11 protein-coding genes and 1 pseudogene are annotated in these 16,458 nt (G+C 41.6%); 7 read left to right on the top strand and 5 right to left on the bottom strand.

Features of this window, described 5'->3' with window-relative positions:
- The first annotated feature begins 8 nt into the window (after window positions 1-8).
- Window positions 9-1,495, top strand: a pseudogene (gene tnpC, locus L2764_RS21630) (IS66 family transposase).
- A gap of 619 nt (window positions 1,496-2,114) precedes the next feature.
- Window positions 2,115-3,332, top strand: coding sequence for a multidrug effflux MFS transporter (locus L2764_RS21625; protein WP_248942414.1), 1,218 nt, complete (start codon window positions 2,115-2,117; stop codon window positions 3,330-3,332).
- A 657-nt stretch (window positions 3,333-3,989) separates the two neighbouring features.
- Here the strand turns inward: L2764_RS21625 and L2764_RS28315 are convergent.
- Both L2764_RS28315 and L2764_RS21620 read right to left on the bottom strand, forming a co-directional pair.
- Window positions 3,990-4,106: a transposase gene (locus tag L2764_RS28315; RefSeq protein WP_376708468.1), complete on the bottom strand. Its 117-nt coding sequence runs from the start codon at window positions 4,104-4,106 to the stop codon at window positions 3,990-3,992.
- A gap of 268 nt (window positions 4,107-4,374) precedes the next feature.
- On the bottom strand, window positions 4,375-5,172 hold the full coding sequence (locus L2764_RS21620; RefSeq protein ID WP_248942413.1) for a class I SAM-dependent methyltransferase: 798 nt from the start codon (window positions 5,170-5,172) through the stop codon (window positions 4,375-4,377).
- 527 nt (window positions 5,173-5,699) lie between these two features.
- Here L2764_RS21620 and rlmKL point away from each other — a divergent pair.
- From rlmKL to L2764_RS21600, 4 genes are read left to right on the top strand one after another with little or no spacing between them, the layout of a single operon-like run.
- Window positions 5,700-7,835: a bifunctional 23S rRNA (guanine(2069)-N(7))-methyltransferase RlmK/23S rRNA (guanine(2445)-N(2))-methyltransferase RlmL gene (gene rlmKL / locus L2764_RS21615; protein WP_248942412.1), complete on the top strand. Its 2,136-nt coding sequence runs from the start codon at window positions 5,700-5,702 to the stop codon at window positions 7,833-7,835.
- Entirely contained in the window at window positions 7,825-8,070 is a 246-nt protein-coding gene (locus tag L2764_RS21610; RefSeq protein ID WP_248942411.1) for a glutaredoxin family protein, read from the top strand. Before rlmKL ends, L2764_RS21610 begins: the two co-directional genes overlap by 11 nt.
- A complete protein-coding gene (locus tag L2764_RS21605) occupies window positions 8,067-9,989 on the top strand; it encodes an ABC transporter ATP-binding protein (protein ID WP_248942410.1) in 1,923 nt (640 codons plus the stop codon). Before L2764_RS21610 ends, L2764_RS21605 begins: the two co-directional genes overlap by 4 nt.
- Window positions 9,990-10,015: 26 nt before the next feature.
- Entirely contained in the window at window positions 10,016-11,917 is a 1,902-nt protein-coding gene (locus L2764_RS21600) for a DUF3466 family protein (RefSeq protein ID WP_248942409.1), read from the top strand.
- Window positions 11,918-12,099: 182 nt separating this feature from the next.
- On the opposite strand, the gene fabA is transcribed toward L2764_RS21600, so the two are convergent.
- The 3 genes from fabA to L2764_RS21585 form a co-directional block, all read right to left on the bottom strand.
- Window positions 12,100-12,615: a bifunctional 3-hydroxydecanoyl-ACP dehydratase/trans-2-decenoyl-ACP isomerase gene (gene fabA / locus L2764_RS21595; protein WP_248942408.1), complete on the bottom strand. Its 516-nt coding sequence runs from the start codon at window positions 12,613-12,615 to the stop codon at window positions 12,100-12,102.
- 70 nt (window positions 12,616-12,685) lie between these two features.
- Complete coding sequence (locus tag L2764_RS21590; protein WP_248942407.1) at window positions 12,686-14,356, bottom strand: S16 family serine protease; 1,671 nt, start codon at window positions 14,354-14,356, stop codon at window positions 12,686-12,688.
- 388 nt (window positions 14,357-14,744) lie between these two features.
- A complete protein-coding gene (locus L2764_RS21585) occupies window positions 14,745-15,551 on the bottom strand; it encodes a hypothetical protein (protein WP_248942406.1) in 807 nt (268 codons plus the stop codon).
- Between the two features lie 296 nt (window positions 15,552-15,847).
- Between L2764_RS21585 and L2764_RS21580 the strand changes: the two genes are divergently transcribed.
- Window positions 15,848-16,207 (top strand): DUF1304 domain-containing protein, encoded by a 360-nt coding sequence (locus tag L2764_RS21580; RefSeq protein ID WP_248942405.1) that lies wholly within the window; start codon window positions 15,848-15,850, stop codon window positions 16,205-16,207.
- Window positions 16,208-16,458 lie beyond the last annotated feature (251 nt).

The following is a 16,458-nucleotide window of genomic DNA, read 5'->3' as shown; positions in this document are numbered from 1 at the left end:
ATAATGCCATGAAAATAGCACCCCATAATTTACCCAATGATATTGATGCTCTTAAGCAATTATTGCTTGAGACGCTTGCGGCTAAAGATAATGAAATCGGATTAAAAGATGCTGAAATCGCTGCACTGAAACAATCTGTGCAGCGGTTACTTGAGCAATTCCGCTTGGCACAACAAAAACGTTTTGGCGCCAGTAGCGAGCATCATGATCACCAAGGTGAGTTATTTAATGAAGCTGAGGTAACAGTTGATGACGTTGATAATGAGCCTGTTGAATCGAGTACTGATGCAGTACCAGCGCCCCCTAAACAAAGTCATTGAGCACATTAGGTTAAAATACAGCTGCAACCAGTGTGAAACTCAAGGGACGCAAGCTAACATCAAGCAAGCGCCCGTACCCGCCAGCCCTATACCAAAAGGGTTCGCAACGCCCAGCCTATTAAGCCAGCCTATTAAGCCAGCCTATTAAGCCAGCCTATTAAGCCAACTTATTACCAGTAAATATCAGTACGCATTACCGCTTTATCGCCAAGAAACACTGTTTAAGCAGCATGGTATCGCATTAAGCCGACAAACCATGTCTGACTGGATGATGAAATCAGCGGCCTTATTTAAACCCCTTTATGATTTGCTGCACCAACATTTGTTAACTCAAGATGTACTCCATGCTGATGAGACCACGCTCAAAGTGATTAACGATGAACGTGTGAAATCGTATATGTGGGTGTACTGCTCAGGCGCCGATAGGCGCAATGATGAGCCGCGATATCAAGATATAAACAATATTGTGCTGTACGATTACCAAGATGGTAGCCGTGCTGGTACGTGCGTGAGCCGTTTTCTCGCCACGGAGCAAACGGTTTTTAATGGTTATTTACAGGTTGATGGCTATGCGGCCTATCAACAAGCCAACAGCAAACTGGTGGGCTGTTGGGCCCATGCGAGACGTAAATTCAAAGAAGCGACAGTGGCACAAGGCAAAAACAACACGGGCAAAGTGAGCCGAGCCGATAAGGCGTTAAACATGATAGCCAAGCTGTATCGGGTTGAAACCCGGATCCAATCACTCAGCCTTAAAGAGCGGCTGTATTTTAGGCGCTCTCATTCAAACGCTCAATTAGCCCAGTTTAAGGAATGGCTGGATAAATCGGTGACACAAGTATCAAAGCAAAGTGCGATTGGGAAAGCCATACATTATTGTCTTAATCAATGGTCAACGCTCAGTCGTTACATAGAGGATAGTCGACTCAATATTGACAACAATCGTGCTGAGCGAGCAGTCAAACCGTTTGTGATTGGTCGTAAAAACTGGTTATTTAACCACAACCACCGTGGTGCAGAGGCGAGTGCTATGTTGTACAGCATCATAGAAACGGCGAGAGCGAATGGTTTAATCCCCTTCGATTATATCGAACATTGCTTGGAACAGCTATCTCCCCCCCAACTGTGATCTCAATAGTCTCTTACCTTGGCATGTTAATCTAAGCAAGGCGTAGTTCGCCGGACGCTCACGGTACACCTTATTTTCATGGCAAGTCAAAATAGCCAAGTCGGGGTAATATGGCGAGGGACCACTGCCATCAAACGTCCGCTCAGGGTGTATCCAGTCGCTACAGACTTCATCATCGAGCCAGATATCGAGACGTCCTCTTTGTCTGAGTGAAGCATTATAGCCCCGCCAGTTACTGACCTTATACTGCTGCTTTTCGATGTGATGACGTTTGATTCATTGAATTTATTTGGTATGGAAACTCCAATTTAGAGAGGTACCATGCCATTTTACCTAACTTTCATCAAAATCTATAACGGCTCAATAACTGAGCGGCGCAACAAAGCCCTATGTTGCCGTAAGCTCAAAGTTTAGGGGCTTTAAGACAATTCTAGGATATACTTGAACCTGCAATGGGCTGTTAGTAATAAGGTTTAAAACATGCCATTAATGATGGTTGTCTATGTCTGTTCACTTCAGTAGGCGCAATGATGATCTACCAAGTCTGATTGATATAAAATTCCTATGCTGCTTTCTGTAAGAAGCTTTACAAAACGATTGCATTAGCGAAACACACCTATTGGTCTTATAGTAAAGCTTCATACAAAGCATCATCTAGAGCAAAAATGGATTTCAAAAAACAGTTGAATATAGGTGCATTTGAATTTGTCTTCATGATGGCAGCCTTTATGTCTTTGCACGCTTTCACCATGGACGCTATGCTTCCGGCTCTTCCAAATATCAGCAATTATTTGTCTATGTCCCATAGGAATGATTTGCAGTTTATAGTGACTGTATACTTGCTCGGCTTCGGAGCTGCCCAAGTTTTTTACGGTCTGTTTTCTGACCGTTTTGGACGAAAAAAGCTAATCATACTTGCTCTAATAATTTATATATTTTCAAGCCTATTCACGTTATTTGCTCAAAACCAACTGGAATTTCTACTTGGCAGATTTATACAAGGTATTAGTTGTGCAGGCACGGTGGTAATTAGTATTTCGATAATTCGTGATATTTATTCAGGTAGGGCCATGAGCCGCATCATGTCACTCGTTATGATGATATTTATGTTGTTCCCAGTACTGGCTCCTTCAGTAGGACTGTCAATCGTATTAATTTATGATTGGCATGGTATTTTTATTTTTCTGACTTGTCTTGGAATCCTTATCCTCTTCTGGTCTCTTCTACGCCTTCCTGAAACACTCCCGAAGAACAAACGAAGACCACTGAATTGCACTGCGAGCATCAAAACAATTCAAGAGATTTTTAGAAGCAGGATATTTTTAGGGTATATGATCGCGCAAACTTTCGCCTTAGCGAACATTTTTTCTTTTTTAACATTATCGGAACAAATATTTATTCAAGTGTTCAACATTGGCGATATTTACCCGATAATATTGGCAGTGATTGCCCTTGCTTCCGTCTGCACTTCATTATTGAACTCACTGCTTGTCGTCACCTTTGGAATGCGTCGCCTATCTCATAGTGCTATAATTATTTTCATGCTCCTTAGCGCTATCTTGCTCTACCTTACAGCAAACAACATGGCTGAGTTCTGGCCTTTTGTCGTGATATCTACACTCATCATGGCAAGCTTTGGTTTTATGGGAGCCAATTTCAATGCCATTGCTCTTGAGCCATTTGGGCATATAGCTGGTACTGCGTCGTCCATTATTGGCACTTTCTCGACCTTAGGTGGAACACTAATGAGTTGGTTTGTTGGCCAATTTTTTAATGGTAGTACTCTATCTTTGGCCATCGGATTAACAGCTTTCGGTGTAGGCGCCTTTATTGCAACCTTATACGCAGAACATGGAGTAATTTTAAAAGAAAATAAGCGGTAAATCTGCCTTTTATTTCGCTGTCACCTTAGGTAAAAATTCCCGCACCAATATGAAGACCGCGTGCTGGCATCTCAATAAAATGGGCTTATCGCAAAAAATTTATTCGGGTGAATTTTGCTCGATTATTAGCAGGTTATCAAGTGAAAACCACCTCGATATTGAACAACTGATTAATGAAGGCTTTGTTGCAGTGCTATCCCATCAAATTTTTTGATATTGATTAGTTAGATCGGTAACTTTGAGGTATGCCAAGCCCAGTGAAACGATTTAAGGTACCACAAACGATCATCATTTTCATTTTTTAATTGTCCATATTTCGAGCATTAAGACGGTTGCCAAAGGTTCGCTTATAACGTTGCATCACCATCTTCGATACATTTCGTTTACCGTATTCATGTGAGCGTTGTCAGGCTATTTGACCTTTTTCGGCAATCTCTATCATATTGCGACAGCGGGTAGCATGATGTGATTGTCTCCCACACCTAAATGCATTTTTCGCCAACTGTGTTTACTGGCACCTGATGTTTTTCCTGATGCCATTCATCCCGACCATAACGTTTCAGGCCAGTAGAATCAATGGCTATCGCAACAACACAGGGGGTAATCTATTCACTTTTTTTATAACGTGGAGTGCGGATCCCAAGCTGGCAGAGTTGTTTAGATAGCGTCGAAAAATCTGGGCAGAATAAAAGGTAAATCCATCATTGAAAATAAGGAGTCAATGAATCCCTGTGTTTGACGTAAAGGGAGGTTAAAGGTATACCTTATTTTCATGGCAAGTCAAAATAGCCCAGTCGAGGGAATATGGCGAGGAACCACTGCCATCAAACGTCCGTTCAGGATGTATCCAGTCGCTACAGACTTCATCATCGAGCCAGATATCGAGACGTCCTCTTTGTCTGAGTGAAGCATTATAGTCCCGCCAGTTACTGACCTTATACTGCTGCTTTTCGATGTGACGGGGTTTGATTCATTGAATTTATTTGGCATGGAAACTCAAATTTAGAGAGGTACCATGCCATTTTACCAAATTAACTATTAGTTATCCGTTCGGATATATGATCCACCATTCCTGCATTGTATCTCGATTTTCAGAGAGCAAGAGTAATCGTTCGTCATCGCTTAAACTATTAAACCAACCGAATGTATGGTCAATTTGATACGAGGAGCGAAAAACTCTCTCTATTTTACGATTTTTAACTAATAATCTAAACTTGTTAAGTTCATCTTGCAGACATAAGTTCTCCGGAAGAGGGGCTGTATCATAGATATCTAATACTCGCTGCCTATGTATTTCCACAATAATAACCGAGGAGGAGAATTTTTCTAAAAAAATGTCATCAATTAATTGATACTCATCTCCCTCTATGTCAATTAAAACGACGAGCTCGCTAAGGTTAATGTTATATTTCTCTAAGTGACTATAAATAGTATTGCCATCTGACTTTGGTAATATCCAATAACGTTCAGAGTTAATATTATTCAACTTCATATTAACAATAATATTTTCACGCGCTTTCACAGCCCTTTCATAAGCCAGAACTTTACCAAAAAGATTAGCGTAAAGAGCGCCAACAGCGTAGAATCCATCGCCAGCTCCAATATCGATTAAATATTTATAGCCATCAGAAGATAGACGCTGTAATATAGATTGGACCTCCTGTTCATAGCACCCTAGTATTTTTGTAGATAAATCTGTTCCTCCCCAATAAGAATCTCTAGATAGTTTTTTCCCCTTAAATGCCCCATGAAGAACTGTTAGATGCGATTGTCTAATCAACTCGTTCATTAATTTTATCTTTATGGCTTTAAGTTCCTCTGCTTCGTTTTTGTTAATCATTTATGGTATAATCCTTCTATTGGGTTGGTTATTCCCGAAAATATACCCATATTTTGGGTTCTGTCGCAAACTCAAATAGACAACTCATTGCGGGTTTCATGAATAGCTGCGCTGACAATAGTTCCCTAATACTTTCAGTCCATAACGTGTAGTTGATTCGTAGCGACTACACCTCTGTCATGAGCTGCAATTGAGTTAGCGCAGGGTACTTGCTTTTAATCTATTTTAATCTATTTTAATCCATTAGGCGTTCGTAACTTCTGAGCATCAAGATAGGTGAATAACTCCTGAAAATTATGGTGCCATTGTGACAGTTCGTCAGTTAAAAACGCTCGAACAGCTTTTGAGCGGCTTTATTGCAGTGCTATCTCATCAAATTTTTTATATTGATTGGAGAGCATAAAAAAAGTGTGGGGCAAATTGACATCGATATTCTTTGATTCTTTGATTCTTTGATTCTTTGATTCTATTCTTTTGTTGAAAAGGTATAATGCGGGATTGATTTTTATTGTGATCTGATTATACCCATGTTGAATTTTTTTGCTGCGGCCCCTCGAGGCTACGAATATGCACTTTCTTTAGAGTTAGTCGAGCTCGGTGCTACCAATATTAAAGAGAGTGTTGCGGGAGTCTATTTCTCCGCCCCACTGGATTTAGCCTATCGAATTACCTTATGGTGTCGTTTAGCCAGTCGCATCATTTTGGTGATTTATAAAGGTCCTTGTGAGAGCGTCGATCAACTTTACAATGCTGCTTACTGTATTGATTGGCAAACACATTTTTCTAATAAAAGCACCTTTAGTGTCGACTTTCATGGTTTAAGTAGCTTCATTAATAATACCCAATTTGGGGCCCTCAAAATAAAAGATGCGGTAGTCGATCGTTTTCGTGACGATGGCTGTGCCCGCCCAGATGTGGCTCGTACTAATACTGACTTTAGAATCGATGCGCATTTTCGTCGCAGTGAAATCACCATCGGACTCAATTTTTCTGGCCCCGCATTACATCAACGTGGGTACCGTAGCAGCGTGGGTGAAGCACCACTGAAAGAAAACTTAGCAGCCAATATGCTGGTGCGCAGTGGTTGGCAAAAAAATCAACAAACCTTATTTGATCCCTTTTGTGGTAGCAGCACTTTATTGATTGAAGCGGCTATGATGGCGTGTGATATCGCACCTGGATTACAACGTAAAGCCTTTGGTTTTGAGCATTGGTTACGCCACGATGCAACAGGTTGGGAAGCGCTCCTTGAAGAAGCAAAAGCGAGAGCGTCGTTAGGTAAGACGCGCTGTAATATTAAATTTTATGGATCCGATATTGATTCACGTATTGTGGCCTTGGCTAAGCGTAATGCCGATGGTGCGGGAGTGTTTGAGTTAATTGATTTTAAAGTGATTAATGCACTCAATGTCACCCCGCCTGAAGAGACGGGATATTTGATCAGTAATCCCCCTTATGGTGAACGTTTAGGTAATACTACCGAATTATTACAACTTTATTACCAACTTGGCGATAAATTGAAAGCCGAATTTGGAGGCTGGCAAGTCGGGATTGTGAATAGTGATCCTGAGTTATTGTCGTGTTTGAAGTTAAAAGCCGATAAACAGATGAAAATGTTTAATGGTCAATTAGAATGTGTGTTTAACCTTTATACTTTGTATGCAAACAGTACGCGTCGAGTTGAGCCTGCCAACATCGCGCTATTGGGCGCACCGAGTGAAGCGGCATTGCCTTTTGTTAATCGTCTCAAAAAAAATGTGAAGCAATTGCAAAAATGGGCTAAAAAAGAAGGCGTAGATAGCTATCGTTTATATGATGGTGATATTCCTGAATATAATGTGGCAATTGATCGTTATCTGGATCACGTGATTGTGCAGGAGTATTCCGCGCCTGCTGAAATTCCTGAGTCTGTAAGCAAACGTCGTTTAACCGATGTGCTGTTGTCATTACCCAGTGCACTCGATATTGATCCCAAGCATATTGTGATTAAGACGCGAGAACGTCAAAAAGGCACCAGTCAATATCAAAAACGAGAAGGTGAGACACTCGAGCGTATTACGCAAGAATATGGCGCTAAATTTAAATTGAACCTTAAAGGTTACTTAGATACAGGCTTATTTTTAGATCATCGACTCACCCGTAAATTAGTGGGACAAAAATCTCAGGGACGCGATGTGCTTAACTTATTTGCCTACACGGGCTCAGCGTCGGTGCATGCCGCATTAGGTGGCGCAACATCGGTGACCACGGTGGATATGTCGAATACTTATCTTAATTGGGCTAAAGATAACTTTGAATTGAATAACCTTTCAAGTCGTAAGTATGAATTTGTTCAAGCCAATTGTGTGCACTGGATCAAAGTGTGCCGCCAAACATTTGATTTAATTTTTATTGATCCGCCGACGTTTTCAAATTCAAAACGCATGGAAGACTCTTTCGACGTACAGCGTGATCACGTCGCCATGTTAACGGATCTCATGGTGTTACTGGCGCCTGAAGGTGAGATTATTTTCTCTAACAATAAACGTAAATTTAAAATGGATAAAGACGCTTTGGCTGCGGCTAAAATGGATGTCACCAATATTGACGATATGACACTTCCTCTGGATTATAAGCGTAATCCGCATATCCATAATACTTGGTTAATTAAACATGCCAAATAAGTCCATGGACTATGTGCTTTATGGTACGGATGGTTGTCATTTATGTGAGTTAGCCGAAGCATTGCTTATGAATAGCCAGATTGAAGTGCAAAAGCAAGATATCTGTGATGATGAACAATTAGTCGAGCACTATGGGACGACTATCCCAGTGTTAAAAAAATTAAGTACAGGTCAAGCATTGTGTTGGCCTTTTACTCTTGTACAAATAAAAGAATTAATGAGGAGCGTCGTTTGAGTCTGGTTCGTATTAATAATGGTTCGTTAGCGTACGGTTATACGCCACTGTTACTCAATGCTGATTTTACCATCGAAGCCGGTGAGCGAGTTTGCGTCGTGGGGCGTAATGGCGCGGGTAAGTCGACTTTGTTGAAAATATTATCCAAAGATACGCTGCTTGATGATGGCGAATTTAATATTACCAATAATATTAAGGTCAGTCGCTTACAGCAAGATCCCCCTAAAGCCGAAGACGGCACCGTTTATTCCTATATTGCGGGTGGCTTGAAAGAAGTGGGTGAAACATTAGAGCGCTATCATCAGTTATCTCATGATGTTGCGACCGCATCGCCTGATGATATGGAGCGCATGCTGAATCAAATGCAGCGTTTACAAGAAGACTTGGATCACCATAACGGTTGGTTACTGGATAGTCGGATTCAGCAAAATTGTGAACGTTTAGGCCTCGATCCCGATAAGGCACTTAACCAGTTATCAGGAGGCTGGCAGCGAAAGGTGGCTTTGGCACGCGCGTTAGTCAGCGAACCTGATTTACTGTTATTGGATGAGCCGACCAACCATTTGGATATTGATACCATTGAATGGTTAGAACAATTCTTATTGGGCTATAAAGGCGCGATAGTGTTTATTAGTCATGATAGGGGCTTTATTCATCGGATGTCGACCCGCATTGTGGATCTTGATCGCGGTGTGGTGACGTCTTGGCCAGGAAACTACCAGCAATATATTGAAGGTAAGGCGGAATGGTTAAGGGTTGAAATGGAGCAAAATGCTCATTTTGATAAGAAATTAGCCGAAGAAGAAGTGTGGATCCGTCAAGGGGTGAAAGCGAGACGTACTCGTAACGAAGGGCGTGTGCGCGCCTTACAAGCGCTGAGATCTGAACGTGGTGAGCGGATTAATCGTCAAGGTGGCGCTAAAATGGCTGTCGCGGATACCGACCGTTCGGGTAAATTGGTGTTTGATATTGAAAATCTTGGATATAATATTCCTGAGAAAAACTTGGTTAAGAATTTTACCACCTCGGTGATGCGCGGCGACCGTATCGCGTTGATTGGACCTAATGGCTGTGGTAAGTCAACGCTGATTAAACTGCTTATTGGTCAGCTTGAACCTCAATTTGGTGAGGTTAAAGTGGGTACCAAATTAGAAGTAGCGTATTTCGATCAATACCGTGAGGCACTGGATCTTGAAAAAACCGTCGAAGAAAATGTCGGCGAAGGCAAGAAAACCGTCACCATTAATGGCCAAGACAGGCATATATTAAGCTACTTGCAAGACTTCTTATTTTCACCCATGCGGGCCAGAACGCCGGTTAAAGCCTTATCGGGTGGCGAAAAGAATCGTCTTCTGTTAGCGCGGTTATTATTAAAACCTGCTAACTTGATTATTCTCGATGAGCCGACCAACGATCTTGATATTGAGACCCTCGAATTGTTAGAGTCGTTGTTGACGGATTACAAAGGGACCTTACTCATTGTCAGTCACGATAGGGAGTTTATCGATAATACCGTGACCAGTAGCTGGTGGTTTACCGGTAATGGGCATTGGAGTGAATATGTGGGCGGCTATCAAGATGCGGTGCATCAGGGGGCCAAATTTTATTCTGCGGAACCTGACAGTGAAAAGCTTGTCCAAGCTCCTGTTGAGCAAAATAAACCGACCAGTGTTAAAACAGAACCAGCTCAAACGGGTAAAAAATTATCGTACAAGTTACAAAGAGAGCTTGAATTATTGCCTGAGAAAATGGAAACGCTTGAGCACGCGCTTGAAGATTTACAAGCCGAGATTGCAAAGCCCACATTTTATGAACAAGAACAAGATGTCGTGAATGCCAAGCTCGCATTATTGGCAGAAAAAGAACAACAATTGGAAGTTTGCTTTGAGCGATGGGAAGAGCTCGAATCGATGAAGTAAACTCAACATAATAATAGGAAATAACAATGACGTTTACATTAAACAGTGCCTTATCTTTAGTGGCCGTTGGGGTGTTAAGTGTATTGCAAACCGCTCATGCTGCGGATGTGTATGAAGTGGTTAATTTAGGCGAGGTCTATAATAGCGCTGATACCAGCCCGACGTTAACGGGCACCCTTTCTGATACTCAGAAAGGTTTTGGCATGGTGATCAATAATAATGATTATGCGCTAGGCACGGCAACCAATATTGCCAAAGCGGTGACAGATAATGACAATGAGAGTGTGAGTGTGGCCGATGGTATTGCGCCATCAGAGTCCAGTACGGTTTCTTTAGGCACAAGTATGACTAATACCACGCCAATGGTGGCGAGTCAGTTTATCTTTACTGCCGATAGTAATGATGCCGACACCGCTTGGGCGCCGACGTTTGTTAGTGTCAATGGTCAGAAGGAACCTGTTTATCCCGATGTAGATCCTGATGTAGATCCTGATGATAAAGATAAAAAACTTAATACCGTTGACAGTTACTTTTATGGCTTAAATGATATTCTATTGGCACCTGTCAAAACAGGCGCGATGACGGCAGCTGAGGTAACGGATACGTCAACAGGTACCACTTACTATTATCGCGATTACGAGCGCCGTGGTTTTGTGCAAGATGGCAGTGATACTGAGATCGAACTTGTTCCTCTCTATTATGAATATACTTACACATACAGTGATAAATCTACAAAAGATTTTAATGTGGGTGGTTGGTCAGTGGGTACTGGGGTAAACAATAATGATATTATTGCAGGCTATGCCAGTACTGAAATGAGCACCACCAGTAAAGGTTATGTGGATGATTGCATAACAGGTAGCAGCGCTGTCGATGCTTGTATTCAAAATGAACAGTATAATGGTAATATCGATTATCAAATTCGCGGTTATGTGTGGCAATACACCAAAGATGCCGATACAGGCATAGGATCGGTAACGGCGACAGCGCTGCCACTAGGGGCCACTGAGTCTGGAACAACGGTTTATGACGCCCAAGGCTTAGCCATTAATGACAACGATGTGGTGGCGGGGCGCTCTTATGTGTACCGTAATAATGGCAGTAGTTTGTATTATGATGCAGCTTACTGGACGCCAAACGGTGATGGGACTTATGCATATAACTGGATAGATACTGGTAGCAGCACAACAAGCTCAATTGCCAAAGGCATCAACGATGCGGGCATTGTGGTCGGCAGTTATAATAAGTACATTAATGGCTACTTGCGCAGTAAGTTTTTCTATTTAGACACCCAAACGGGCAGTGGCTCTGTGGTGACGCCGAATGATTTCTATAGCAGCACCTCTGATTTAAGCAGTCAAGCTTACAGTATTAATAGTAGCAACCAAGTGGTGGGCTGGATTGAGTCGAAAGAGAGTAACACCACCAGTAACCGCCCGAAATCAGGTTTCTTGTATAACATGGGCGCGCAAGAATTTAATGATGTCAATGATCTGTTAACTTGTGAGTCGAAAGGCTATGAGTACAATACGACTGATGCGACTTGGTCACGCAAAAAAGTGACCATTACCAGTGGTACTGGTGAAGTATTTACCTATGATCAAGACATTGACATAGTACAAGCTAACAGCATCAATGATAACGGTGTGATTGTCGGTGTGGCGATGGTGCAAAAACCCGTTTATGTGACGAGTAATGGTAGCGTTGTTATTGGTGATAATGGCTTGCCCAAGATTGAAGTGGCAGGTAATGGTGGCCCGGTGACCTCTGCAGTGTCTCGCATGGTGGTATTACAAAAGGCCTCTTCGAGTAGCACAGCCTGTACCGAGAGTTCAGGTAATGAGAACTATACCCGTGAAGGGGCGGCCAGTGTTGCTTGGTTGTTGATGTTACCGGTATTGTGGTTCAGACGTCGCTTTAAGCTTTAGTGTGATCGTTTTTGCGGAGGTTTTCTAACGTCCGCTTAATATTGCCGTTTTAGTTGATTGAGTTTTTCTGATGACTTTAGCTCATTGCTGTTTTGTCATTAACGAATAGCAACAAAAAAACCTTCGATTAATATAACCGAAGGTTTTTTGTGCTTAAAACAGTAGACTTGTCTAAATCAGTGTTAAAAAGCGGAGGTATCAGTGAAAACACCGACTTTTAAATCGGTCGCTGAGTAAATTTCACGGCCATCGACTTCCATGGTGGCATCGGCAATACCCATGACCAGTTTTCGGTACACTTTACGTTTAATGGTTAGTTTATAGGTGACTTTTTTCGCTTCAGGTAAGACTTGTCCAGTAAATTTTACGGCACCGACACCTAATGCACGGCCTTTACCTAAGGCGCCTTCCCAACTGAGAAAGAAGCCGACCAGTTGCCACATGGCATCGAGCCCTAAACAACCTGGCATGACGGGATCGCCGGCAAAGTGGCAATCAAAAAACCAAAGATCAGGATTGATATCAAATTCAGCAACAATTTCTCCCTTACCAAATTCGCCACCATCACCATTTATTTTTGTAATACGGTCGAACATTAGCATATTGTCTTTAGGGAGACGGGGTGAATTTTGTTCAAAAAGTTCACCTAAACCAGAAGCAATAAGGTCTTTTTTGTCGAAATTGTTTGCTTTACTCATTATGTTTTTTTCTCCAGCAATTTGAGAGCTTAGATTAGCGAACACGTGTAAGCTAAACAACTCCGATCAGCTAAAAAAAGCGAAGTTTCTCGAGGAGTTTTGCAAATAATGTTTTTTCTTCCTCTGGATAACCCGCCAAACGTTCTAATCGTGTTTGTACCAGACCATAAAGTGAGTCGTCAGGAAACTGATTGTCCTCATCAGCCTTTCCTGCGATTCTCTTCATTAACAGTTCAACGGCTTCATCAATATGTTGTACTTGATACACATGAAATTGTTGTTGCTTGACAGCGTTAATGATAGCTGGCTTTAAATTGAGCTGCTGACAATTTGCTGTGGGTATAATGACGCCCTGTTTACCCGTGAGTCCTCGTCTTGCACATAAGTCAAAGAAGCCTTCGATTTTTTCATTGACTCCGCCAATGGCTTGAACATTACCAAATTGATCGATTGCCCCTGTTGCGGCAATACTTTGGTCGATGGCTTGTTCACTAATGGCTGAAATTAAACAGCAATATTCAGCAAGCGATGCGCTGTCACCATCAATTTCTTGATAAGACTGTTCAAAGACGATATTGGCATTGAGGTGTAGGGGGGCATCGCGTCCAAAAATACGGTACAAGCAAGCGGATAAAATCATCATGCCTTTAGCGTGAATATTACCACCAAGTTCCGATTTTCTTTCAATATCGGCTACTTCACCATCACCATAATGAACCGATGCGGTAATACGCGCAGGCTCACCATAACGATATTCAACCGTATCGAGTACCGTGAGACCGTTGATTTGGCCGACAAGCTGGGTGTCTGTTGATACATTGATAAATTTATCATCAAAATTTTGCGCAGACATTTGGGCTGATGCATTGTGGCGTAGATTAAATTGGCTAATGGCACGTTCAAGATCAACGTCAGTAATCGTATCACATTTTGCATAGGCTCTTGCCTGAGCTAACACTTGTGCGATAAAAGTCGACAGTAAAGTGAATCTTTGTTGGTGATCGGCTATTTTTGATGCGTGTTGGAATAATGGCTGTAAACAGGACTGATCGAGCTTAACATTCAGTGGCGTGGCGATGGCGATGAGCCATTTAAGGTAATCTTGCTCAGTATACTGATTGCGATCAATTTCATGAATGAGTTCACCCAGTAAAGGAAAGTGGGTCGAAAAGAGCCGCTCCTCTATCCAAGCATGGCTGTAAAGATTGGAAGAACCCACTAAAATAATCTTAGCTTTTAATGGAATAGCAGGCAGAGATTGACTGATTTGATATTGGCTTTTGGTCAAAATACTCATCAAGAGATCCCAAAGATTGCCTCGTTTCCATAAGGATTCAGCGCAAATAAACACATATTGATACTGACTGAGGGTCCCAGGTTGATGGTGTTGAGGACAGGTTGAGCTGCTGTTGTTGAGTGTACCGATTAAATCTCTGCGTTTAATGTTACCTGCTAAATAACAAAATGCTTTATTTTCGACTTGCTTAGTGGTTTGTTCTGGGCTTTTTTCCTGAATTTGTTGATAGTGTTCAACCAGTGCTGTGATAAAGGGCTGTCGGTCAATGCCTTCATTATCGGCAAGGTACATATGCTGATTCGGTATTTGAGACAATAGCGTAAAAGCATCTAAGGTACGTTGCTGACCTAATAAGAGTGCGCTGTTATCGCTGACTTGATCATTAGACGTTGGAATCGAAAATTGAGGTGATAATGCACTGGCAGGAATAACAGTTGAGTTCATAGAGGCAACGGTTTAGCTAATATTAGAGAGTATAGAGTGGGATAATAGCATATCTTTTTCAGTGCTTGATTATTTCTGTCTTTTAATTATAGCTTGATGAATCCGCTTTTTTAATTATTGCTTGGGCAGTTTCTTCTTTGCTGCATTTTAGATTGAGCTGAGAAGTGAAAAGTGTCGATAGCGTGATAGGGGCAGTGAACAGAAAAATATACATATTGAATGTGTTAACACTATTTTACTGCTTATCTCGACACTTGAAATGGTGTGGAGTAAATAAAGGATCAGAATAAATAAAAGTGAAGGTGTATCCTTTTTATATGATCAAGATTGAATGCCACCCATTACTCAGCACCATTTTAAGCTCGGCTAAACTCTAAATGGCAACGGTTTAATGAAATTGACAGGTATTCAAGCTGGGTTTTTCCCCATCTAAAAGAGTGGATAGAGTGACAGCGCTGCCTGCGGGGGCACTAACGGCCAAACGGGTGCCAGTGTTTGATACACTGGTTACCTGACACATATCATTGTAATAGTTTTCATCACAGCATTGGTTGTTTTCATTGGCATCACCGGGTTTACATTTCCAAGGGCCCGCAATTTGAAACCTGAGAGTGGGGTTGAGTGTTGGCGGGCAGGAGCACACTATCTCATCGTTTTTAATGTGACCTAAGCCTGGGAAAAACTTGCCCTGTGTGCTGTTAAAACAGATCCCACCATCGCATTGAGCGCCGTAAGCGATTAAGTCATCTTTGGTTGCACAGGTGTAAAATCCCATAGGAGGGCCAAGTTTTTCAACGTTAGGTCTGTAGTTGGTTTCTATTTGACGTGGCGTTGCATAGGTACTGATGGTAAAGCCATTTTTTGTCCCAGTTAACAGTAAGTCACAAATATTTTTAGCTTGCCCCTCATCTTGATAGTCAAAGCTCATTGAAATACTCTGTTGTTGCATAATATTGCATTTACAATAGGCTAGACCATCAAGGGTCCAACATGTTGCCGCGGCACAAAGTGCAAATCTATTGGGTAAATTTGCTGAAGTCGGGCATTGAACGAGTGGGGCGTCTGTTGAACCGACGCTCGCTTGTGCATTAGTACTGTGGTTCGATTGGTTATTGGCTGCAGCATTTAATGCTGTAGATAATAATAAGGCGCCGCTTAATACCATGATAATGAGTCGATTAACTTTTTGAAACATATCAGATCCTTTTGATTCAGCCTTAATCGGTTTGATTCTCGTGTATCCTCAAGTGAAGCGAGTATATTGATGTCACTTAGGGATAAATAAGATATTATCCCTAGCATTATAGTCAGCTTAAGTCTGTATCACCACTTGAGAAAAAAGGACATTAACGTTTATGGTGATCAGATATGCGGAGTGAGAGATTTGTTCTTAAAGGTGTGTTTTTCACTTTTGGGGATAAATCATTGCTTGAGGTGAATATTGAATCAGTAAGCTTATGTTTAGAGTGATGATTATTAAGGAGAGATCGCGTGGAATATATCGTAAAAGGTTTGGTGGTTCTTGTTGTGCTATACATATTAGTGTTAGAAATGTTTCGATGGACTCAACCTAGAACATTAAAGGTATTTGGTATGACGCCGGAGTTTGCAGAGAGTACGAAAGCCTTTGCGGCCAATCAAGGGCTTTATAATGGTTTTTTAGCGGCAGGCTTATTCTGGGGATTGTTACATGACAATAGTGATTTTGGCTTTCAAATTCAGGCTTTTTTTCTTTCTTGTGTGCTATTAGCGGCCATTTATGGTGGATTAACCGTTAAAAAGTCAATTTTAATCGTTCAAGGGATCCCAGCATTACTCGCTTTGTGTGCATTGATGCTAGTGAATGCATAAAGCATTCATAAAAACGAGGAAGGGATAGATTGAGTATATCTCGTCAGGGTAAAAGTAACGTTGAGGCGTAAAGCCTACGCTCTATTGTTATGGTTCAATTTTATTTCTCAATATTCATTCTGGTCCCAGAAAAACTCTAATTAAGTGCTTAACTAAAAGTTATCGTATATTTTGATGGATAGTTGTCCATGATATTTTTTACACTCTCTTTGAGTGCATCAAAAGTGATAAAGTCATGGCAAGATAACCAT

The organism is Shewanella surugensis (genome assembly GCF_023284005.1).
Lineage (GTDB): Bacteria > Pseudomonadota > Gammaproteobacteria > Enterobacterales > Shewanellaceae > Shewanella > Shewanella surugensis.
Note: the sequence above shows the minus strand (reverse complement) of the source record. Positions and strands in the feature narration are given on the sequence as shown.

Coding starts and splice junctions, on each gene's coding strand:
- L2764_RS21625 (WP_248942414.1), top strand. CDS start 2,115: ATGGATTTCAAAAAACAGTTGAATATAGGTGCATTTGAATTTGTCTTC.
- L2764_RS28315 (WP_376708468.1), bottom strand. CDS start 4,106: ATGAAAATAAGGTATACCTTTAACCTCCCTTTACGTCAAACACAGGGA.
- L2764_RS21620 (WP_248942413.1), bottom strand. CDS start 5,172: ATGATTAACAAAAACGAAGCAGAGGAACTTAAAGCCATAAAGATAAAA.
- rlmKL (WP_248942412.1), top strand. CDS start 5,700: ATGTTGAATTTTTTTGCTGCGGCCCCTCGAGGCTACGAATATGCACTT.
- L2764_RS21610 (WP_248942411.1), top strand. CDS start 7,825: ATGCCAAATAAGTCCATGGACTATGTGCTTTATGGTACGGATGGTTGT.
- L2764_RS21600 (WP_248942409.1), top strand. CDS start 10,016: ATGACGTTTACATTAAACAGTGCCTTATCTTTAGTGGCCGTTGGGGTG.
- fabA (WP_248942408.1), bottom strand. CDS start 12,615: ATGAGTAAAGCAAACAATTTCGACAAAAAAGACCTTATTGCTTCTGGT.
- L2764_RS21590 (WP_248942407.1), bottom strand. CDS start 14,356: ATGAACTCAACTGTTATTCCTGCCAGTGCATTATCACCTCAATTTTCG.
- L2764_RS21585 (WP_248942406.1), bottom strand. CDS start 15,551: ATGTTTCAAAAAGTTAATCGACTCATTATCATGGTATTAAGCGGCGCC.